This is a genomic window from Kribbella sp. NPDC051587, from assembly GCF_044453945.1.
GTDB lineage: Bacteria > Actinomycetota > Actinomycetes > Propionibacteriales > Kribbellaceae > Kribbella.
Genome location: NZ_JBITDE010000002.1, coordinates 1,060,837 through 1,081,810, shown reverse-complemented (window position 1 = coordinate 1,081,810; position 20,974 = coordinate 1,060,837). Strand labels below are relative to the sequence as shown.

At 68.1% G+C, this 20,974-nt stretch carries 21 protein-coding genes; 7 read left to right on the top strand and 14 right to left on the bottom strand.

All coding sequences use genetic code 11. The features are described 5' to 3' along the window. Window positions 1-74: 74 nt before the first annotated feature. Both ACIA49_RS11560 and ACIA49_RS11555 read right to left on the bottom strand, forming a co-directional pair. Window positions 75-2,099, bottom strand: a complete 2,025-nt coding sequence (locus ACIA49_RS11560) for an FAD-dependent oxidoreductase (RefSeq protein ID WP_396377040.1) — start codon at window positions 2,097-2,099, stop codon at window positions 75-77. Beyond that, on the bottom strand, window positions 2,096-2,638 hold the full coding sequence (locus tag ACIA49_RS11555; protein ID WP_396377039.1) for a PadR family transcriptional regulator: 543 nt from the start codon (window positions 2,636-2,638) through the stop codon (window positions 2,096-2,098). The genes ACIA49_RS11560 and ACIA49_RS11555 overlap by 4 nt, the downstream gene beginning before the upstream one ends. Window positions 2,639-2,769: 131 nt before the next feature. Here ACIA49_RS11555 and ACIA49_RS11550 point away from each other — a divergent pair, with 131 nt between their 5' ends. After that, window positions 2,770-3,255: a cation:proton antiporter regulatory subunit gene (locus tag ACIA49_RS11550; RefSeq protein ID WP_396377038.1), complete on the top strand. Its 486-nt coding sequence runs from the start codon at window positions 2,770-2,772 to the stop codon at window positions 3,253-3,255. A gap of 5 nt (window positions 3,256-3,260) precedes the next feature. Further along, entirely contained in the window at window positions 3,261-4,478 is a 1,218-nt protein-coding gene (locus ACIA49_RS11545; RefSeq protein ID WP_396377037.1) for a cation:proton antiporter, read from the top strand. Between the two features lie 113 nt (window positions 4,479-4,591). On the opposite strand, the gene ACIA49_RS11540 is transcribed toward ACIA49_RS11545, so the two are convergent. Genes ACIA49_RS11540 through ACIA49_RS11530 form a run of 3 tightly spaced genes read right to left on the bottom strand, consistent with a single transcriptional unit; the run spans window position 4,592 to window position 7,052 of the window. Then, entirely contained in the window at window positions 4,592-5,077 is a 486-nt protein-coding gene (locus ACIA49_RS11540) for a methylated-DNA--[protein]-cysteine S-methyltransferase (RefSeq protein ID WP_396377036.1), read from the bottom strand. After that, window positions 5,074-5,601, bottom strand: a complete 528-nt coding sequence (locus tag ACIA49_RS11535) for a GNAT family N-acetyltransferase (protein WP_396377035.1) — start codon at window positions 5,599-5,601, stop codon at window positions 5,074-5,076. The genes ACIA49_RS11540 and ACIA49_RS11535 overlap by 4 nt, the downstream gene beginning before the upstream one ends. A gap of 2 nt (window positions 5,602-5,603) precedes the next feature. Continuing rightward, on the bottom strand, window positions 5,604-7,052 hold the full coding sequence (locus ACIA49_RS11530; protein WP_396377034.1) for an AlkA N-terminal domain-containing protein: 1,449 nt from the start codon (window positions 7,050-7,052) through the stop codon (window positions 5,604-5,606). Window positions 7,053-7,210: 158 nt separating this feature from the next. Here ACIA49_RS11530 and ACIA49_RS11525 point away from each other — a divergent pair, with 158 nt between their 5' ends. The 4 genes from ACIA49_RS11525 to ACIA49_RS11510 all read left to right on the top strand — a co-directional run bounded on the left by ACIA49_RS11525 (window position 7,211) and on the right by ACIA49_RS11510 (window position 12,519). Then, window positions 7,211-7,942, top strand: coding sequence for an SDR family NAD(P)-dependent oxidoreductase (locus ACIA49_RS11525; RefSeq protein ID WP_396377033.1), 732 nt, complete (start codon window positions 7,211-7,213; stop codon window positions 7,940-7,942). A gap of 138 nt (window positions 7,943-8,080) precedes the next feature. Further along, on the top strand, window positions 8,081-8,857 hold the full coding sequence (locus tag ACIA49_RS11520; RefSeq protein WP_396377032.1) for an LLM class flavin-dependent oxidoreductase: 777 nt from the start codon (window positions 8,081-8,083) through the stop codon (window positions 8,855-8,857). A gap of 67 nt (window positions 8,858-8,924) precedes the next feature. Next, window positions 8,925-9,926, top strand: a complete 1,002-nt coding sequence (locus ACIA49_RS11515) for a LacI family DNA-binding transcriptional regulator (RefSeq protein ID WP_396377031.1) — start codon at window positions 8,925-8,927, stop codon at window positions 9,924-9,926. A 37-nt stretch (window positions 9,927-9,963) separates the two neighbouring features. After that, window positions 9,964-12,519 carry a glycogen debranching protein gene (locus ACIA49_RS11510; protein ID WP_396377030.1) on the top strand — a complete coding sequence of 852 codons (2,556 nt, stop codon included), beginning with the start codon at window positions 9,964-9,966 and terminating at the stop codon, window positions 12,517-12,519. A gap of 361 nt (window positions 12,520-12,880) precedes the next feature. On the opposite strand, the gene ACIA49_RS11505 is transcribed toward ACIA49_RS11510, so the two are convergent. The 3 genes from ACIA49_RS11505 to ACIA49_RS11495 are packed head-to-tail and all read right to left on the bottom strand — an operon-like array spanning window position 12,881 to window position 14,909. Further along, the gene (locus tag ACIA49_RS11505) at window positions 12,881-13,639 is read right to left on the bottom strand and encodes a hypothetical protein (RefSeq protein ID WP_396377029.1); all 759 of its coding nucleotides are present in this window, start codon (window positions 13,637-13,639) and stop codon (window positions 12,881-12,883) included. Next, window positions 13,636-14,550 (bottom strand): ATP-binding cassette domain-containing protein, encoded by a 915-nt coding sequence (locus ACIA49_RS11500; protein ID WP_396377028.1) that lies wholly within the window; start codon window positions 14,548-14,550, stop codon window positions 13,636-13,638. Before ACIA49_RS11500 ends, ACIA49_RS11505 begins: the two co-directional genes overlap by 4 nt. Continuing rightward, window positions 14,550-14,909: a GntR family transcriptional regulator gene (locus tag ACIA49_RS11495; RefSeq protein WP_396377027.1), complete on the bottom strand. Its 360-nt coding sequence runs from the start codon at window positions 14,907-14,909 to the stop codon at window positions 14,550-14,552. Before ACIA49_RS11495 ends, ACIA49_RS11500 begins: the two co-directional genes overlap by 1 nt. A 188-nt stretch (window positions 14,910-15,097) precedes the next feature. On the opposite strand from ACIA49_RS11495, the gene ACIA49_RS11490 reads away from it, so the two are divergent. Beyond that, complete coding sequence (locus ACIA49_RS11490; protein ID WP_396377026.1) at window positions 15,098-15,271, top strand: hypothetical protein; 174 nt, start codon at window positions 15,098-15,100, stop codon at window positions 15,269-15,271. On the opposite strand, the gene ACIA49_RS11485 is transcribed toward ACIA49_RS11490, so the two are convergent. The 6 genes from ACIA49_RS11485 to ACIA49_RS11460 form a co-directional block, all read right to left on the bottom strand. Further along, entirely contained in the window at window positions 15,268-15,936 is a 669-nt protein-coding gene (locus tag ACIA49_RS11485; protein WP_396377187.1) for a GPP34 family phosphoprotein, read from the bottom strand. The genes ACIA49_RS11490 and ACIA49_RS11485 overlap by 4 nt on opposite strands. Next, window positions 15,926-16,141 (bottom strand): hypothetical protein, encoded by a 216-nt coding sequence (locus ACIA49_RS11480; RefSeq protein WP_396377025.1) that lies wholly within the window; start codon window positions 16,139-16,141, stop codon window positions 15,926-15,928. The genes ACIA49_RS11485 and ACIA49_RS11480 overlap by 11 nt, the downstream gene beginning before the upstream one ends. Before the next feature lie 9 nt (window positions 16,142-16,150). Next, a complete protein-coding gene (locus tag ACIA49_RS11475; RefSeq protein WP_396377024.1) occupies window positions 16,151-17,062 on the bottom strand; it encodes an SPFH domain-containing protein in 912 nt (303 codons plus the stop codon). Window positions 17,063-18,060: 998 nt separating this feature from the next. After that, the gene (locus tag ACIA49_RS11470; protein ID WP_396377023.1) at window positions 18,061-18,750 is read right to left on the bottom strand and encodes an aminotransferase class IV; all 690 of its coding nucleotides are present in this window, start codon (window positions 18,748-18,750) and stop codon (window positions 18,061-18,063) included. Between the two features lie 9 nt (window positions 18,751-18,759). Then, the gene (pabB, locus tag ACIA49_RS11465) at window positions 18,760-20,091 is read right to left on the bottom strand and encodes an aminodeoxychorismate synthase component I (RefSeq protein ID WP_396377022.1); all 1,332 of its coding nucleotides are present in this window, start codon (window positions 20,089-20,091) and stop codon (window positions 18,760-18,762) included. Window positions 20,092-20,133: 42 nt separating this feature from the next. Next, complete coding sequence (locus ACIA49_RS11460) at window positions 20,134-20,910, bottom strand: class I SAM-dependent methyltransferase (RefSeq protein WP_396377021.1); 777 nt, start codon at window positions 20,908-20,910, stop codon at window positions 20,134-20,136. Window positions 20,911-20,974: the final 64 nt, after the last annotated feature.

The window sequence follows — 20,974 nt, the reverse complement described above, 5'->3', positions numbered from 1 at the left end:
ACTACCCCACTGCACGCCCGCCATCGCGCACTAGCGCACCCCACCCAGGTGCACTAGGTGCACCACCCGCCCCTCTAGAGGGTGAGGGCCAGGCGGGTGGCTTGGTCGATGGCGCGTTTGGCGTCGAGTTCGACGGCTACGTCGGCGCCACCGATGACGTGGACGGGACGACCGGAGTCAGCCAGTACGGCGGCCAGGTCGCGGACCGACTCTTGACCGGCGCAGATGACGATGGTGTCGACGGCGAGGACGCGGGGCTTCTCGCGCTTCGGGCCGAACGTGAGGTGGAGGCCTTCGTCGTCGATGCGTTCGTAGTTGACGCCGCGGAGCTGCTCGACCTTCTTGTTCTTCAGGGCGGCGCGGTGCACCCAGCCGGTGGTTTTGCCGAGGCCTGCGCCGATGCGGCCGGGCTTGCGCTGCAGGAGGTAGACCTGTCGCGGCGAGGCTTCGGGATGCGGTACGCCGAGCGCTCCGGCCGTGACCGTCGGATCGGCGACACCCCATTCGGCCTTCCAGGCTTCGAGATCGAGGGTGGGCGACTCGGTGGTGGTGAGGAACTCGCTGACGTCCACGCCGATCCCGCCCGCGCCAATCACCGCGACGGAGCCACCGACCGGCTTCCCCTCGCGGACTACCTCGACGTACGAGAGGACCTTGGGGTGGTCGATGCCGGGGATCGCCGGGACGCGCGGGACGACGCCGGTCGCGAGGATGACCTCGTCGAAGCCGGCCAGGTCCTCAGCGCTCGCGCGGCGACCGAGGTGCACCTTGACACCGGTGATCTCGAGGCGCCGCTGGTAGTACCGGATCGTCTCGGCGAACTCCTCCTTGCCCGGGATCCGGCGGGCGATCCCGAACTGGCCGCCGAGCTCCTGGTCCGCCTCGAACAGCTCGACGCGATGACCGCGCTCGGCCGCGGTGACCGCGGCGGCCAGGCCGGCCGGACCGGCACCGACAACGGCAAGGTGCTTGACCTTGCGGGTCGGCAGCAACTGAAGCTCGGTCTCACGGGCCGCGCGCGGATTGACCATGCAGCTCGCCTTCTTCTTGGCGAAGACGTGATCCAGGCAGGCCTGGTTGCAGGCGATGCAGACGTTGATCTCGTCGGCCCGATCAGCCGTTGCCTTGCGCACCCAATCCGGATCGGCCAGGAACGGGCGGGCCATGCTGATCAGGTCGGCGTCACCGCGAGCCAGCACCTCTTCGGCGACCTGCGGCAGGTTGATCCGGTTCGACGTGACGACGGGGATGTTCACATGCGGCTTGAAAGCGGCCGTCACGCTGGTGAACGCGGCCCGCGGTACCGAGGTGACGATGGTCGGCACCCGCGCTTCGTGCCAGCCGATCCCGGTGTTGATGATCGAGGCGCCGGCGGCTTCGATCTCCTTGCCGAGAGCAACGACCTCGTCCCAGGTCTGACCGCCCTCGACCAGGTCGGCCATCGAGAGCCGGTAGATGATGATGAAGTTCGGCCCGACCCGTTCGCGGGTCCGGCGGACGATCTCGACGGCGATCCGGCGGCGGTTCTCCGGGCTGCCGCCCCACCGGTCGGTGCGCTTGTTGGTGCGCTCGGCGAGGAACTGGTTGATGAAGTACCCCTCCGAGCCCATGATCTCGACCCCGTCGTACCCGGCCTCCTGCGCCAGCGCGGCACAGTCGACGTACGCCGTGATCTGCTTGCGGACACCGCGATCGGTCAGCGCGCGCGGCTTGAACGGGTTGATCGGCGCCTTGAGCGCAGAGGCGGAGACGCTGAACGGCTGGTACGAATAGCGGCCGGCGTGCAGGATCTGCAGCGCAATCTTGCCGCCCTCGTTGTGCACGGCGTCGGTGAGCACGCGATGCTTGCGCGCCTGGCGTCGCGAGTTGAGGATCGAGCCGAACGGCGTCAGCCAGCCGGCCCGGTTCGGCGCGTAGCCGCCGGTCACCATCAGGCCGACGCCGCCGCGCGCCCGCTCGGCGAAGTACGCCGCGAGCTTGGGCAGATCGCTCAACCGGTCCTCGAGGCCGGTGTGCATCGAGCCCATGATCACCCGGTTCGGCAGCACCACATGACCGAGATCGAGCGGCTCCAGCAGGTTCGGGTACGACGTACTCATGGCCGGTCCTCCTGGAGGGCTTCGGTGACTTCGTCACACCAGGCCACGAAGGACTCCTCGGCGCGGATGCCGCCGCGGAGGACGAGGTACTGGTGCAGTTCGCGGCCGTGCAGCTTGGCCGGCTTGGGAAAGTCCTTCGTCTCGATCCCGCGGTAGACCTCGAGACGGGTGGCGTGCTCGGCCCGGTGCCGCGCGACCTCCCGCAGGACGGCGTCGACCCCGCCGATCGAGGCCGCCCGGAGCTTGACCCCGAGGGCGTCCCGCAGGATCGCGACATCACCGGGCTCGGCGATCCAGCGGCTCAGCTCGGCGCGGCCACCCTCGGAGATCCGGTAGACCTTCTTGTCCGGGCGGACTTCCTGGGCGACGTCGGTATGTGTGACCCAGCCGGCCTCGTCCATCCGGCGCAGCACCCGGTAGATCTGCTGGTGGGTGGCCGGCCAGAAATAGCCGATGGACCGGTCGAACCGCCGGGCCAGCTCGTACCCCGAGCCGGTCCGCTCGGTCAGCGACACGAGGATCGCATGCTCCAGCGCCATGAACCGACCATACCTATGCAACGAGGTGCAGTGCACCTGGTTGCAGCACAGGTCACAGTCGGCAGCGCCCCCAGGCTTGTCAGGACCTGCGATAATAGTTGCAGACGCCATCTATTTGGATAGGGAAGATCATGGACCAGCAGGCCCACCCGACCAAGACGACGTTGCCCGGGATCGGCATCCGGTACGACCTGGTCACCAGCGGCGGTAAACACGTGTCGATCGTGGTGCGCAACGACGGCCGCCGATTCCTCGGGTTCCACGATCCCGAGGACGACGACGCCTGCACGAACACCGTGCCGCTCGATCCCGGCGAGGCGATAGCGCTGGCGAACCTGCTGATCCCCGACCAGCTCGACCCGGTCCGGAACGAGATCGAGATCGACCTGGTCACCGAACACATCCCGGTCACGGCCAAGTCGCCGTACTCGGGCCGCACTCTCGGCGACACCCAGGCGCGCAGCCGGACCGGCGCGTCGATCGTCGCGGTCCTGCGCCGTACCGGTGCGACTCCGTCGCCGACACCGGACTTCCGGTTCGCGACCGGCGACAAGCTCGTTGTCGTGGGCACTCGTGAAGGCGTGGACGCTGTGGCCGATCTGATCGCGGGAGGGTGAGATAGATGCACGAAGACATCACCATGCTGTTGATCGAGCTCGGTGCGGTCATTCTTGCCCTGGGCATCCTTGGCCGGATCGCGAGCCGGTTCGGGTTCTCACCGATTCCGCTGTATCTGTTGGCTGGATTGGCCTTCGGGCACGGCGGATTGTTGCCGTTGGCAGCCAGTGAAGAGTTCGTTGCCACCGGCGCCGAGATCGGTGTCATCCTGCTGCTGCTCTTGCTCGGGCTGGAGTACACGGCCTCGGACCTGGTCACCACGTTGAAGACGCAGTACCTGTCGGGCGTGGTCGACTTCCTGCTGAACGCATTGCCCGGTGCGGCGGTCGCGCTGCTGCTGGGTTGGGGCCCGGTCGCCGCGGTCGCGCTGGCCGGTGTCACGTGGATCTCGTCGTCCGGCGTGATCGCGAAGGTGGTCGGCGATCTCGGCCGGCTGGGTAACCGCGAAACGCCTGTGGTGCTGGGGATTCTCGTCCTCGAAGACCTCTCGATGGCCGTCTATCTGCCGATCCTCACCGCCCTGCTCGCCGGCGTCGGACTGGCCGGCGGCAGCATCACGCTGCTCATCTCGCTGGGCACGGTCAGCATCGTGCTCTTCCTCGCGCTGCGGTACGGGCGGGTGATCAGTCGCGCGGTCTCCTCGGACAACCCCGAGATGCTGCTGCTCGTCGTACTCGGCCTGACGCTGTTGGTCGCGGGCATCGCGGCGCAACTGCAGGTCTCGGCGGCGGTCGGCGCGTTCCTGGTCGGCATCGCCCTGTCAGGTGAGGTCGCGCACGGCGCCCGCAACCTGCTCAGCCCGCTCCGCGATCTGTTCGCTGCCGTGTTCTTCGTCTTCTTCGGCCTGAGCACCGACCCGGCCGCGATCCCACCAGTCTTCGCCATCGCGTTGGGCCTCGCCGTCCTGACCGCTCTGACCAAGATCGCAACCGGCTGGTACGCCGCTCGCCGAGCGGGTGTGAAGCCGGCCGGTCGCTGGCGTGCCGGCGGAACCCTGGTCGCCCGCGGCGAGTTCTCCATCGTCATCGCCGGACTGGCCGTCGGCGTCGAACCCCGCCTGGGCCCGCTGGCAACGGCGTACGTGCTCATCCTGGTCATCCTCGGCCCGCTGGCCGCCCGCTACACCGAGCCCATCGCCAAGCGCCTCACCAAACGCAAGCCCCCACCCGCCGAAGCCCCAGCCCTAGAACACCTCGAAGACACCGCCAACACCACCACCTAACGTCCGAAAACACGCCGACCACACCCTCCGCCTCTTCGGACGCAACCGGGGTTAGATCGCTTGCGTCCGAAAAAACGCCGACGGCGCCCTGCGGCCCTTCGGACGCAACGGGGCTAGAACAGGGCGTCGCCGCGTTCGTGGTCCAGCAGGGCTTGTTTGCGGTGCAGGCCGCCGCCGTAACCGGTGAGGCTGCCGGTGGAACCGACGACGCGGTGGCAGGGGACGATGATGCTGACCGGGTTCTTCCCGTTCGCGAGACCGACGGCGCGGGAGGCACCCGGGACAAGACCGAGTTCGCGGGCGATTTCGCCGTACGTCGTGATCTCGCCGTACGGGATGGCTTTGAGTGCTGTCCAGACGCGTTGCTGGAAAGGGGTTCCGGCGAGGTGCAGCGGTACGTCGAAGGTGGTGCGGCCGTGCTCGAAGTACTCGGTCAGCTGCTCGACGACCGCCGGGAGCGCGTTGTCATCGCGGTTGCCGAAGGTTTCGACGGGTGGTTGATGACGGCGCTGCTCCATGTAGAGGCCGGCCAATTCACCGGCTTCGGTCGAGACCAGAGTGAGTGGGCCGACCGGGCTGTCCATCATGGCGTAGGTCATCGGCTGATCCGGTAGAGGACGTGCGGCCGCAGCGGGTGACCGTCGGGCAGCCGCGGGTGCTCGAAGTCGGCGGAGTGCACCATCCCGATGCGCTGCATCACGCGCTGGGACGGGACGTTGGTCGCAGTGGTGAACGAGATGATCTCGCTCAGGCCGGCCGGGCCGAAGCCGACATCGAGTACGGCGCGGGCCGCCTCGGTCGCATAACCATTGCCCCAGGCACCTTTTGCCAAGCGCCAGCCGATCTCGACGCCGGGCAGGAACTCCGCCTCGAAGGTCGGCACCGCCAGGCCGGTGAAGCCGATGAACTCACCCGTCTCCCGTACCTCGACCGCCCACAGGCCCCAGCCGCGGTCTGCGATCAACGCGGTCTCGCGGTCGATCAACGCGTCGCTCTCGTCGCGAGGCCGGACACTCGGGAAGTACCTCATCACCTCCGGGTCTGCGTTCAGCGCGGCGAACGGCTCCCGGTCGGAGTCGCGCCACTGCCGCAGCAGCAGACGGTCGGTGGTCAGGTCGGACATGCTCACTCCTGTTCCTGCGGAATCTTGTTGATGGCGTGGTCACCGGTCGCCCACAGATACTGGACGGCGTACGCCCGCCAGGGCCGCCACGCGCGAGCGTGTTCAGTCAGCGGTTTAGGGGCCTCAGGCAACTCTAGGTCGCGAGCGGCGTACCGGATGCCGAGGTCGCTGGCCACGAACGCATCCGGATCACCCAACGCCCGCATCGCGATCGACTCCACCGTCCACGGGCCGATCCCCGGCAGCGCGGCCAGCTGTTCGCGCGCGTGATCCCAGTCGGCGCCGGCGCCGAGGTCGATCTCGCCCGCGGCGAGCGTCGCGATCAGCGTCGTGAGCGTCGTACGGCGGGACTTCGGAAAGGCCAGCGTCTCCGGATCCAGCCCGGCCAACGCCTCCATCGTCGGGAACAGATGCGTGAGTCCGCCAGCCGGATCCTCGATCGGCTCACCATGTTGAAGAACCAGGCGATGCGCATGCGTCCGAGCAGCCGCCGTCGACACCTGCTGTCCAAGCACCGCCCGTACGGCGAACTCCTCGCCGTCGACCGTATGAGGGACCCGGCGACCCGGCGCCTTGGCCACCAACGGAGCGAGGACGGGGTCGGTGCTGAGCAACTCGTCGACCGCCTCCGGATCGGCATCCAGATCGAGCATCCGGCGGCACCGGCTGATCGCGATCGCGAGATCCCGCTGGTCGGTCAACGCCAGTTGGCACGCGATGTGATCCGGCATCGGCTTGAGCGCCACCACCCCATGACCGTGCGGCAGCCGCAGCGTGCGGCGGTAGTACCCGTCGCGCCACTCCTCCACCCCCGGTACGCCGGTCGCGATCAGATGACCGAAGAGGTTGTCGGGGTTGAGGGGTGCGCGGAACGGGAGTCGGAGCGAGATCGTGCCGGGCGCGACGGCCGCCGTACCGCGTCTTCCTCGAAGCTCTGTTGGAGACAGCGCGAAGACCTCTTGCACGGTCTCGTTGAAGGTCCGCACACTCGAGAAGCCCGCGGCGAAGGCCACGTCAGCCATCTGCAGGTCGCTGGTCTCGATGAGCAACCGCGCGGTCTGAGCACGCTGCGCCCGCGCGAGCGCGAGCGGTCCAGCACCCAACTCGGCCAGCAACTGCCGCTGCACCTGCCGCACGCTGTAGCCGAGCTGCGTCGCCAACCCCGGTACGCCGTCGCGGTCGACAACCCCATCGGCGATCAGCCGCATCGCCCTGGCGACAAGGTCGGCCCGGACGTTCCACTCCGGTGACCCTGGACTCGCGTCCGGCCGGCATCGCTTGCAGGCACGAAATCCAGCCTGCTGGGCGGCCGCGGCACTCGGATAGAACTCCATGTTCTTGACCTTGGGCGGCACCACCGGACAACTCGGCCGGCAGTAGATCCGCGTCGTCAGCACCGCCGTGAAGAACCACCCGTCGAACCGTGCGTCCTTCGACTGCACCGCCCGCACGCACCGCTCCCTGCATTCATACACAGGTCCAGCATCCCCGCTGCCACCGACAGTCTCTAGCGGTTTTACGACATCGAGGTGTGGCGAGAATGCGACGTGGGTTCCTGGCGTCGTATTCCCGCCGGAACGCAAGCGGCCGATCGCCTGAAGTAGAACCCATGAACGCATTGCTGAACAAGTTCGCTCTCGTCACCGGCGGCAGCCGCGGGATCGGTGCGGCGACCGTGATCGCCCTCGCCGAGGCCGGCGCCGATGTCGCCTTCACCTACAACAGTTCCCCGGACGCGGCGACCGCCGTACTGAAGGAGGTCGAGCGGCTCGGCCGGCGCGGCTTCGCCATCAAGGCCGAGGCAGCCGCCGTCGCGAACGCCGTACGGGAGGCTCATGGATCTCTTGGCGGACTCGACATCCTCGTCAACAACGCAGGGGTCGGCGCGATCGGCCCGATCGGTGGGTTCACGCTCGCCGATGTCGACCGGGCGCTTGCCGTCAACGTCCGCGCCGTGTACGCCGCCAGCCAGGCGGCAGCACCTCTGCTCTCCGACGGCGGTCGCCTGATCCACCTCGGCAGCTGCGCGGCCGCTCGGGTGACCGGGCCCGGCATGACGCTGTACGCCATGACCAAGGCCGCCCTCGTCGGCCTCAGCAAGGGCCTCGCGCGCGAGCTCGGCGACCGGCACATCACCTCGAACGTCGTCCAGCCCGGCCCGATCGACACCGACATGAACCCCGCCGACGGCCCCTACGCCGACCCGCAGATCGACCACCTGGCCCTCGACCGCTTCGGCACTCCCGCCGAGGTAGCGGCCGCCATCACCTACCTGGCCGGCCCGAACGCCGCGTACATCACCGGCACCGAACTAACCATCGACGGCGGCCACGCCGCCTAAAGCGGACGCCAGCCACTCACTAACCGCCCGGCGAGGTCGATTCCAGAGGACGGCTGAGCCTGGCCGCGCCTCGGCGTCGAAGGTTAGTGAGTGCTGGCGGTCCGCCCACTGTCGGTAGGGCCCGCTAGCGTCGGGTTCATGCGCTACTCGGTGACGGTGGGAGCGGTGGGGGCTGGGCGGGATCCGCGGGGGTTGGCGGAGTTGGCTCGGGTGGTGGAGGAGTCCGGGTGGGACGGGATGTTTCTTGAGGACTATCTCGTCTATCAGGGCGATGCTTCGGAGCCGACGTGGGATCCGTGGGTTTGTTTGGCGGCGATGGCGGTGGCTACGTCGCGGATCCGGATCGGTATGACGGTGACGCCGCTCCCCCGGCGGAGTCCGTGGACGGTGGCGGCGGAGGCGGTGGCGCTGGATCACTTGTCGGAGGGGCGGTTCGTGCTGGGGGTGGGGATTGGGGATCCCGGAGATCCGTTCATGCCGCGGCAGCCGCCGCGGGTGCTGGCGGAGATGCTGGATGAGGGGCTCGAGCTGATCGACCGGTTTTGGACCGGGGAGCCGGTGACGCATCGCGGGAAGCACTACCAGGTGGAGAACGTGCAGTTGACGGCTCGGCCGGTGCAGGAGCCGCGGATTCCGGTGTGGGTCGGCGGGGATTTGTTGGTGCCTGCGGTACGGCGGCGGATCCTGCGGTGGGACGGGAGTTGTGCGTACACCAGCGGGCGCGGCATCACACCTGACGACGTACGGCGGTTGTTGGCGGAGCGTGGCAGTGCCGACGGGTTCGAGGTCAAGGTGAGCGGCGGGGACCCAGTCGCATTCGCGGAAGCGGGGGCGACCTGGTGGGGTCGGTGGATTCCGCCGTTGCCGGTCGCGGAGACGGTGGCGATCGTGCGGGACGGGCCGCCGAGACGTTGACACCTGGGTGCGGTCAGAGGCAGACTGCTGCTGATTTTAACGTTCAAAACGTCCGCGGGAGGTTGCTGTGGCCACGCTGAAGCAGGTCGCCGCGCACGCGGAGGTCTCGGTCCAGACGGTGTCGAACGCGTTGAACGCTCCCCATCGGCTGCGGCCGGACACCCTCGCACGGGTCAGTCGGTCGATCGAGCTGCTCAACTACCGGCCCAATCGTAACGCCCGCAGCCTGCGCACCAGCGCGGTCGAGCTGATCGGGTACTGCGTTCCCAGCTGGCCGAGCCGGACGCATCTCGTGATGGACCAGTTCCTGCACGCCTTGTGCGCGGCCGCGGAGAGCACCGGCCGGCACATCCTGCTCTTCACCGCACCACCCGGCGTCGACGGCATGCCGACGTACGACGATCTGCACGCGCGGCGACTCGTGGACGGGTTCGTGCTGTCGCAGACCGAGACGCGGGACCCGCGGCACGGATGGCTGAAGGAGAAGAAGATCCCGTTCGTCTCGTTCGGCCGGGTCTGGAAGGAGACCACGCAGCCGGGGCCGTGGGTCGATGTCGACGGCGCGGCCGGTTCAGGGTTGGCGGTGCTGCACTTGCACGAGACCGGGCGGCGCCGGATCGCGTTCATCGGCTGGCCGAGGACTTCCGGTCTCGCCGAGGATCGCCTCGACGGCTGGCGAACCGCCTGCGCAGCCTTGGGACTGCCGACCACCGGGCTGGCCGTGCACTGCACCGAAGACACGCTCGACGAGGGCGCCCGCGCCGCGGCCGAGCTGTTGGACGGTCCCGAGCCGCCGGACGGAATCGTTGCCCTGAGCGACATTCTCGCGCTCGGTGTTCTCCGCGAGCTGACCCGCCGCGGCCTCACTCCGGGCGTCGACCTCGGCGTCACCGGCTTCGACGACTCCCCCTTGGCCGACGTGGTCTCCCCCGGCCTGACCAGCCTGCGCCAGCCGATGGACGACATCGCCGCCGAACTGATCACCATCCTCACCGACCCGCCCGCAGGCCCTACCGAACGCCTGCTGCTCCCCGAACTAGTGGTCAGAGGCAGCACAGCCCCTGGCTGATCCGGTGCCCGATGCGCCGGAGAAGGAGGAACCCGCCATGACTCCCCGACTACCTGGCCTGACGATGCTTGTGGTCACCGCGCTGCTGGCAGGCACAGCAACGGCCACCGCAGGCAAACCACCCCCACAGTCGAATCCCCACGAACTGTCCGAAAGCACCCGCCTTCCCGATCGGCGCTCGCTGGTCGTCGGTGATCGCGCTTACGCGATGGGCGACGAGTCCGGGCTCTACCCGGCAACGGGCTGGCACATTCGTGGCGAGATGGGTGGGTTCTGGACGCAACCCATCAAGCTGCTGGACGGGTTGTGGTTCGGGCTCGACGGGCAGTGGCTGGGCAAGGACACGGCCGCGGCCAAGTACACGAGCGGCCACGGATACAGCCGGATCGATTACAACGGTGCGGTGCAAGTACGCCGTACCGACTTCGTGCCGGACGGTTTGCGCGCAACGCTGGTCGGCCTGACGCTCACCTCGGCCACGGCGAAGACGGTCAGCCTCGACGTGGACGCGCACTCGGAGTTGATGTCGTCGTACCCGTGGGGCTGGACGACGCCGAGCGCGGCCGACGCCAACCTGCCCGACACCGGCAGCTACGGCAACGGCTCACTGCAGTTCCGTGAACAGAACACCAAGCACGACTACGCGGCGTACGTCGGATCGTCCCTGCGTCCGACGAACCACGCGCTCGGCGCGAACCACCGCGGTCCCCAAGACCCGGCCGTCATCTGCCCGGCCGACGGTACGACGCCCGCGCGGTGCGACGACTCGTTGGTGGGCAAGGGAACCGGTGGGCGGCTCACGTACGACGTCGCCCTGAAACCCGGTCGTGAACAGACCATCTGGTTCGCGGTCGCCGGATCCGATGCCGGCCCTTCCGCGGCACAGCGCGAGTATCAGCGTGCACTCAGCAATCCCGACAAGTTGCTGAAGGCAAAGACTTCTCAGCGACAGCAGATCGATCAGATGTCAGCAGTGGACCTGCCTGGTGACCGGCTACTGCAGCAGAGCGTCGAGTGGAGCAAGCAGAATCTGGCCGACTCCGTGCAGGAGGCGCGCAACCTGCAGGTCCGTGACGTGAACGAAGGCAAGAACTACCCGGCCCCGGTCGGTACCGTCGACACCGCGCGCTGGTTCGGCGCGGGATTCCCGGACTATCCGTGGCTCTTCGCGACCGACGGCGAGTACACGTCGTACGCCGCCGTCGCGGCCGGCCAGTTCGACACAGTCAAGGCGCACCTCAAGGCGCTACGGGACATCAGCGATCTGCTGAACGCACGCAGCGGCAAGGTCGCCCACGAGATCATCCCGACCGGCGACGTGTACTTCGGCTCCAACCAGAGCGCGGGCAACACCGACGAGACGGTCAAGTTCCCGAGTATTGTCGCGCTGCTGTGGCGATGGACGGGCGACGACCGGTTCCGCGACGACTTCTACGACTTCAGTGTGCGCAACCTGCAGTACGTCTATCGCGAACTCGACAAGGACAAGGACGGCTGGCCCGAAGGTCTCGCGAACGTCGAACGCTCCGGCATGGGCGCAGAGAAGCTCGATAGCACTGTCTACCTCGCGCGTGGCCTGCGCGATCTCGCCGACCTGGCCGCCTCACGCCACGACAGCAAGGTCGAGCAGTGGGCCACCGCTCGGGCCAAGGACATCGAGGCGCGGTTCGAGGCGCAGTGGTGGGTCCCGCAGGCCCTCGGGTACGCCGATTCGATCGACGACCCCGCGAACCCGGCCAACGACAACACGCCGATCTTCCAACGGCACTGGACAGGCGTCACGCCGATGGAGGCCGAACTGGTCCGCCCCGGCCAGCCGAAGTCGCCGCTCGCGTCGGCTGAGAATGCCGCCACGGCACTCACCCAACGCGAGAAGCCTTGCTACACAGGCGAGTTCGGCCTGTACCACACCGGCACCGGTCCAACCTCGGACCCAGCCGGCAACCCGGGTGCGTCGTGCGACCCGGTCGTCTCGCAGGTGAAGAGCGAGCGCAGCATCTTCTCGCTCAACACCTCCATCATGGCGGTTGCTGAAGGCAACTACGGTCGCCTCGGCCCGAACCAGCAGCAGGTCTACACGACCGGCAACGCACGCATCCAGCTCGACCCGAAGGTCTGGGAGACGCCAGGCGCGATGCCGGAGATCGCGCCGTCGCCGGACTCCGCGGCGAACATCGGCCGCCCGTTCTACGACCGGTCGATGACACTGCAGGCGTGGGGAACGTACGGCATCGTCTGGCCGGTGATCCACCAGCAGCTCGGCGTCGATCCGGACCTCGGTCACGGCCGGGTGTCCGTCGTACCGCAGATCCCGGCCGGTCAGCCGAAGGTGGCCGGAAGCAACATCCGGCTCGGCCGTGGGTCGATCGATGTCTCAGCACGCCTTACAGGTAAGGAGTTGCGGACCGATCTGATCGTTCACAAGGTCAAGGCGGCCTTCACGGTCGGCGCGGTGATCCCGGCCGGCGCGAAGGTTCACCAGGTCACGCTCAACGGCCGCGCAACGCCGTACCAGGTGGTCCGGACCGCTCGGGGCACCGAGGTGCACGTGACAGCTCGCGATTCCGCGGCCCTGCGCATCACGCTCGGCTGACATATCGAGACGGAGGGGTCTCACTGACAAAGTGGGGCCCCTCCGAGTATGAGTCGGAGGGGCCCAACAAGCTGAAGGAAGGTGACGTCTCCAGCCTCCCGAGCCAGATCCGTGGGACCAGCAGACCCCGTCACCGGTCTACCTCGGTGGGGATCCCCACCGCTTGGGTCCTCGGTTTCCGTTCGACCCGCCGCTCCTCGAGAGAACAGCGTGTCGACATTTCTACCGCCGCCGACGGCGGTCGCACAACCCTTTCCAGACAACAGTTCTCGTGATCTGGCGACTCTCTGCGTGTCGTCCACAGTGAGCACGCAACCATCCACAGAACGCAGCTGAGTTATGCACATGCCCTGTGCATAACTCAGCCCTTGGCGGGCTTGAGGGGCATCGGTTGCAGAACGCGATACCCGACGTACAGACCGAGTGCGGTGACCAGAGCGACGACCGGTACGGCGACCGCGAGCGACGGTCGTTGATAGCCCAGCTCGGACAACGGGCTGCCGAGCCACTGCGAGACCAGCAGGAACTCGGTCGCCGCAGCTGGGACCAACGACACCGGGGCCATCGCCAGCCCGCGCCAGAAACCGAACCGATAGAAGGTGACCCCGAGCAACCAGCCCGTTGCCTCGTGCGAGACGACGAGTAGCCCGAACTCCGCGAGGATCAGCCAGACCTGCGACGTACTGGTGAACAGGTGCCGGTTCTCCATCGTCTGCGCCCAGCCCTGCGAGTCGTAGACCACTCGCTCGATCTGGTAGCCGATCACCCAGATCACCGCGGTCATCAGCGCGGCCGTGGTCAGGAAGATGCTCGAGGCAACTGAGAACATCCGCCGGGTGACCCCTTGGGCGACCATCGCGTTCACGTACGTCGGGACCACGCTGATGCCGACCGCCAGGGAGAAGTACTTCGGTGACTGGGTTCCGTAGTCCCAGACACTGTGGCCGGTGCCGTCGGTGATGAACTGGACGATCAGACCGCCGGCCATGAAGGCGATCAGCATCACCGCCCAGTACACGAGCAGCATCGGCCGCGATCCGACCGTCATGGCGGCCAGCACCATGCGGAGACGTTGGCCGTTGGTGACCCCGCGCGGCAGGGTTGCAGTCGCTGTGCTCACGAGCGGGTTCCCTTCGATGCCGGGGCGGTGAGATGGACGAAGAGGTCCTGGAGGCCGACCGGTCCGACCTCGAGTCCGGCCGAGGCTGCTTGCGCGAGCAGCGCCGGGTCGAGGTCGCCGAGAACCGTGGTGGACTTGGTACCGCCGAGCTTCTCCTCGGACAGTACCGTCAACCCGCTGGTGAACTCATCGACAGTCCTGGCTGGGCCTACGACCGCAGCGCCGCGGCCGCGCAGCGCATCGACCGGCGACTGGGTGACGAGCCGGCCGTTGTCGAGGATGACGACATCCTCCAGCAGCGTGCTCACCTCGTTGACCAGGTGCGTGGACAGCACGATCGTCCGCGGCACCTCGGCGTAATCGGCGAGCAGGGCGTCGTAGAACGCCGTACGGGAGGGAACGTCCATGCCGAGGTAGGTCTCGTCGAAGATCGTCAGCGGTGCTCGGCTGGCCAGGCCGAGCACGGCGGCCAGCGCGGACTTCTTCCCTCGGGATAGCTTCTGCATCCGCTGGTTGGTCGGCACCTCGAAGCGGTCGAGGAGTTCGCCGGCCAGGTCGGCGTCCCAGTACGGGCGCAGGCTCGCGGCCAGCGCGAGCGCATGCCGGACCTGGAGGCTGCCGGCCACGTCACCGGATTCGCGGATCAGGCAGATCCGGCTGGTGACGACCGCGTTCTCGTACGGAGCGAGCGGCGTACCGATGCCGGCGCCTTCCATCACAACCTGGCCGTCGTCGGGCTGCCGGAAACCGGCCAGGACGGCGGCGAGGGTGCTCTTGCCGGAACCGTTGCGGCCCAGCAGGCCGTGGATCTTGCCGGGCGCCAGCCGCAGGTCCAGCCGGTCGAGTGCGGGCGTGCCGGAGAACCGGACCGACAGGTTCTCGGTGCGGACCGACAGGGCGGTGTCTGCCATCACGAGTCTCCGAACTGACGGATGTAGTGGATAACGTCCCGCAGCGGGACGCCGAGCGCCTTGGCCTCGCGGATCACCGGCTCCACTACGTCGCTGAAGAACACTTCCTTGCGGTCGGAGCGCAGCACCTCCCGCGCGTTCGGGCTGACGAACATCCCGATCCCGCGCTTCTTGTAGAGCACGCCCTCGTCGACGAGCTGCGCGAACCCCTTCGCCGCGGTGGCCGGGTTGATCCGGTAGAACGCGGCGTACTGGTTCGTGGACATCACCTGCTCGTCCTCGGCGAGGGCGCCGCTGACGATGTCGTTCTTGATCTGCTCCGCGATCTGCAGATAGATCGGGCTGCGTTCGTCGAACATCACGGCCTCCTCCCTGTGTTTTCTGGGGGGCGCAGGTTCTTAGGTTAATTACTTGACCAACGAACCATAGCACCATAACACCCCAGACCCCAGCACCCCAGCACCCCAGCCACGATCGGCGCTCAGGTCAATTGCGAGTGCGGTACGAGGGGCGGTCGGCGGCCCGCGCGGCCACTAGCGTCACTCCCATGAACGCTCACGAGAACGACCTGCAGGCGGCCAAGCTCTTCGCGGAGCAGGCGGCGACCACGGCAGCCAAGCTGAAGCCCGGAACCTATGACTCGGTCGCGGCCCTGGCGCTCACCTCGATCGCGCACAGCCTCAGCGTGCTGGCCGCCCGCTCGGCCACCCCGCAGGACTAGCCGGAACTGCTCGACTGGAACGACTTCTTCAGGGCCGGGACCACCGGGCCGACGCGAACCGTCAACTGGGCAAGGCGATCCTTGTGCCGCGTGCGCAGCTCCTTCGGGATCACCACGCGCAGGTCAGCTGTCGACGCCAGTACGGCGAGCGCCGCGTCCCGGAGGTCGATCCGGGTCACGAGGCGCGACGGCCGCAGTACGTCGGTCGTCCGTTGCAGCAGCTGACGTCGCACCAGCGGCTGGCGGATCGTGATGCGGTCGGCCGGGATCAGACCGAGGATCCGATGCGGTTCGACCCGGATCAGCTGGGCCCGGGCGAGGTCGTCGCGCACGTCCCGCACGATCGCGCGTTGCCGGCGGTCGATCCAGGTCCGCCATTTGCGCGATCCCGTCGTACCGATCTCGGTGAGGATGCCGGCCAGGATCTCGTCGGTGGGCGGTTTTGCTTTGGTGACCTGGGCCCGGCCGTTGTCATCGGCAAGGTTTCCGCGGAGCTGCAGGTCGATCAGCGCGGCGGCCCGCAAGGTCTTCCCCAGCTTCGAGCGGCCGGTCAGCCGACCCTTCGCGGGATCGTAAGCCAGTAAGAAGATCCGCGCCGCCAGGGCCTCCGGCGCCGCGGCGGGTCCGACCCGCGCGGGCCGCTTCGGTAACGCCCTACTCACCATCACTGTCGCCCTCCTTGGCCGGTCGGCCGGGCCGCCGGAGCTTGCCGACACCGGACGGGAGCCGACCGGCCTCGGCCAGCGCCCGCCGGAGCAGAAACTCGATCTGAGCGTTGGTACTGCGCAGGTCGTCGGCCGCCCAGCGGGCGAGCGCGTCGTGCACTGCGGGATCCAGCCGGAGCAGGATCTTCTTACGTTCGGCAGCCATGTCGGTCGCTCACTGGTAGAGCGAACCGGTGTTGACCACAGGCTGCGCGTCGCGGTCACCACACAGCACCACGAGCAGGTTGCTGACCATGGTCGCCTTCCGCTCCTCGTCGAGCTCGACCACATTGTGCTCGGACAGCTGATCCAGCGCGAGCTCGACCATGCCGACCGCACCCTCCACGATCCGCTGCCGGGCCGCGACGATCGCACCGGCCTGCTGACGACGCAGCATCGCCTGGGCGATCTCCGGCGCGTAGGCCAGGTGCGTGATCCGCGACTCGATGACATGCACGCCGGCTGCCTGGACCCGCGCCCCGATCTCGGTCGACAGGGTTTCGGTGATCTCGTCGGTGCTGTCCCGCAACGACAGTCCACCGTCATCGGTGTGCACGTCGTACGGGTAGCTGTTGGCGATGTGCCGGACCGCGGTCTCGGTCTGGATCGCCACGAACTCCACGAAGTCGTCCACCTCGAACATCGCCTGCGCGGTGTCCTGCACCTGCCACACCACCACGGCCGCGATCTCGATCGGGTTGCCGTCGGCATCGTTGACCTTGGCAACGGCCGTCTCGTGGTTCCGGATCCGGGTGGAGACCTCACGCCGGGTAGCGATCGGGTTCACCCACCGCAGTCCGTCGGTGCGGAGCGTCCCGGCGTACCGGCCAAGGATCTGCAACACCCGCGCCCGCCCCGGCTGCACCGGCGTCAACCCCGCGGCGAGGATCGCCCCGACCACGAACGCAGCCGCCCCGAGCACGACAACCGGAGTCGTCCCATTCCCGAGCCCCACCGAGAACAACACCAGCCCGCCGACCACCAGCACGAACGAGGCACCCGCGATCGGCCACCCGTTCAGCTCGGCCGCCACCCGCTCGCTCACCTTCGGCTTCGGCATCTCCACAACGCCCTCGACCTCAACCATCACCCACTCCTCTCGTCTATCTAGACAGTAGCAAAGTGATATCACATTTACAACCCATCACCTTGGCACGGCCCAACCACCTACCCGCCCCAAAAGTGGTTGGCGGGTGCCCCAAGTCCGCCCGTACGGACGTTGTGCACCGCCCAACCTCTACCCGCCCCAGCCGCCCCTTCGACCTTGAGCACGGTTCAACCCTTTCGGCGGGCGTCACGTGGTTGAGGAGTGCTCAAGGTGCCTCGCCCAGGACGGTCGATCGCGCTATGGGTGAGTTTTTCGTCGCCTGGACCCGAAAAACTCACCGCTAGCGCAAGCTCCGCGCATCACCCACCCCAGCCACAGCCCATCAGCCCCAGGCAACGTGTACCTCGGTCACCGACCTCGCCCTCCCCCTCAGCCATCTGCTTGGCGCGCGCGAAGCTTTCAGTCGACCGCCGGAGGCGGTCGGGTCGCGCGGCGGGCCAGGCGAGCGACTCGGCCGGCACGTCGCGCTGTGGCTGAGGTTGGTTGCGGCCGATCAAAAGAGGGGGCCGGGCAATGCGGTGGCTAAGGGGGATGGGTTCGTTCGGCGACCGAGGTACACGTTGCCTGGGGCTGACGGGCTTTGGTTGCTGTGCGGGAACGCCCGATGGGCACCCGACACCTCGAAAGCGACTGCCGAGTGCCCGAAGTGCACCCAGTACGACGTTGAGCGCCGCCCAACCATCTTCCCGCCCTCAACGTGGTCGAGCGGTACTCAAGGTGCGCCGGCCTTTCGACCTTGAGCACCGCTCAACCACATCCGCGGCCGTCACGTGGTTGACGGATGCCCAACGTGCGCCGGGTCGCTTTGCGGATGATCACGGCCGCTCTGTGGCAGTGGGACTCCGCTGATCCTCATCCGCAGCAGGCCGGGCGGCGTCTCGGCCGATCCCGCAGCATTTGGTGGGTGCACCCACGGGATTGTGGGTGGGCCAGTCGCCGCGGTGGGTAGACCACACCCACCAAATGGGGTCCGACGGTCAGAGAGGGCGCGCGAGGGCGGTGAGGTGGGACTGCCAGTCGTCGGCCGGTGTGTTGGGGAGGGGGTCTATCGGGGAGTCGTTCCAGGCGTGGATGGGGCGGATGCCGTGGAGGGCGTTCAGGAGCCAGGTCTCCGTCGACTCGAGGTCGGCGGGGGTGCGCGCGTGTTCGGCGACCGGGACGCCTTGGGTGGCGGCGATTTGGCGGAGGAGAGCGGCCGTGACCGAGGGGAGGAGGGGGCGGTCAGTGGGTGGGAAGCAGAGGGTTTCGCCTTCCCACCAAGCGATTGCGGAGTACGCCGCTTCGAGGACGGTACCGTCGGAGTCGAGGAGGATGATCTCGTCGGCTCGGTGTGGGGCTGCCTCTTTGAGCTTGCCCAGGAGTTCGAGATCAGGGCCTTTGACGCGTGGCGCGGTTCGGGGGTCGGGGCCTTCGTGGACGGCGACGCGGACTCGGCCTCCGGTGGTGGGGGCGGGGCGGCGTTGGACGGCGAGTTCACCGTCGTCGTGGAGTTCGAAGCGCGGGAACCAGCGGCCGAAGCCGGGCAGGCGTCGTACCTGCTGGTCCCAGAAGGGCGCCGCGTCGACGCCGGCCGCCGCGCACGAGCCGACGAAACGCGCGCGGTGCAGGTCGATCCCCCGCACTGCACCGTCGGTTACCAGGAACGAATCCGCCACCTGCAATCCCATGTCCACCCCTTAGTTGGCCCCGATCGTGGCCGTTGCCTTGAGCACCATTTCGTCGTACTCCGCGACCGGGTCGGAGTCGAGCACGATCGCTCCCCCGGCACCGATCACCGTCCCGTCCGGCGTCAGCACCGCGGTCCGGATGACCACACTGAGGTCCGCGCGACCGTCCACCGTGAGGTAGCCGAGGGCTCCGGCGTAGACACCGCGAGCACTCGGCTCGAGTTCGTCGAGCAGTTCCATCGTGCGGATCTTCGGCGCCCCGGTCATCGACCCGGGCGGGAAACAGGCCCGTACGGCGTCAACCGCACTCACGTCGGACCGGAGTTTGCCGCGGACCGTGGTGACCAACTGGTGCACGGTGCGGTAGCTCTCGACCTGCATCAACTGCGGTACCTGCACGGATCCAGGTTCACTCACCCGGCCGAGGTCGTTGCGGATCAGGTCGACGATCATCAGGTTCTCGGCGCGCGTCTTCTCGTCCTCGGCCAAGGACTTCGCCGCCACCTGGTCCTGGAACGGGTCCAGGTCGCGTGGGGCCGTCCCCTTGATCGGGCGGCACTCGGCCCAGCCGTCCGCGTCGACGGTCAGGAAGCGCTCCGGAGACGAGCTGGCGACGGCCAGTTCGCCGTACCGGAGGAAGGCGGCGTACGGCGCCGGGTTGGTGGCGCGTTGCCAGCAGAAGAAGGCGAACGGATCGGGTACGGCGGGGAGCCGGACGCGGTTGGTCAGGCAGACCTCGTAGGTTTCGCCGGCTTCGAGGGCGGTCATGCAGCGGGTGATCGCGGCCAGGTACGCCGGTCGGTCGAGCTCCAGGTGGGCTTCGAGATCCAGGTCGGCGATCGCGGGGCGCGTCACCCCGGTCATCGACCAGTCGGCGATGACGCGCTCGGCGCGGTCGAGCCAGTCCTCTCCGGGGCCGACGGCAACCAACAGGGTGAGATCGCGGTCGTGGTCGATGACGATGAAGCGGTCGGCCCAGATCCACAACGCATCCGGAGTCGTCGCTCGGTGGTTCGCCGTACCGCCAGTGAGGGATTTGAGTTCGTAGCCGAAGTAGCCGACGTACCCGCCGTTGAAGTAGCCGTCGAGAACCGCCGGCGGTTCGCCGGTGCGGGCGGCGAGCAGAGTCTGCAGTTCGGCGAACACATCGCCGTCGGCCGCGTCCCGGACCAGGACGTCGGAGCCCGTTCCGAGGACCGAGATCCGGCGTACGGCGCGATCGGTCAGGCTGCCGTCGAGCCAGAACGCGACCGGCTCACCGGCCAGCAGCTCGCGGTAGACCGTCTCACCGTCGAGCGCCCGGTCCACGGTCCGCACGGACCAGCTCAGCGCAGCACCCACAGGCACACGCTACTTCCCCGCGGCGCCTGATTCATCAGGCGGTCAACCGGTGAGAGCGACCTTCCCCCGCATCGCCGTGATCCGGCGGATCGGGATCGCGACCTCGAGCCCGTCCTTGGACTCGGCCCGGTCCGCGAGCCAGTCGCTGGCGGTGTCGCGGCGGGCGTCCGGCGTACCGGGCAGGTAGAGCGCGTTCACCAGCCGGCGGGCGTCGTCGGCGCTGTGGATCGTGTACACGTACCGCTCGCGCTGGCTCTCCATCACGTCGAAGCCGGCATGCCGCAGCTTGTCCTTCAGCTCGGTGATCTCCCCACCGGCCGGGAACTGCGGGGTCGACCGCAGCCGCGTGGTCAGCCCGCTCAGCGTCCGGATGTCGCCACGCCTGAGCGGGCGCACGGCCGGGACGATCGCTGCCAGCACGCCGCCGCGGCGCAGTACACGCGCAGCCTCAGCCAGTACGTCGGGCAGCGGCTGCAGGACCATCAGGCCCATCGAGCACGTGACGACGTCGAAGACCTCGTTCGCGAACGGCAGATGCAGGGCGTCGGCCTGCACCTTCGGACCGGGTGCGCCGGCGAGCTGCGCGGCATTGTTGTCGACCCCGACCACCCACCGCCCGTACAACTCACGGGCGACCGGGCCGTTGCCACAAGCCAGATCGAGGATGCGCCGGGACTCACCGGAGACGGCACGGACCAGCCATCGGTACGGCGTATGGTCGCCGGCGGTGGCGCGGGACAACAGGGCTTCGGTGCTGCCCGGGGCCGCGGTGTGGAACTCCCGCAGGTACTCCGGCCAGTCGATGACGTTTTCGGACATTTCAGCGAGACGGTACCCGCTGAGCACTCGTCGTACCGCATCGAGTGCTCAGCGTTAACATTCC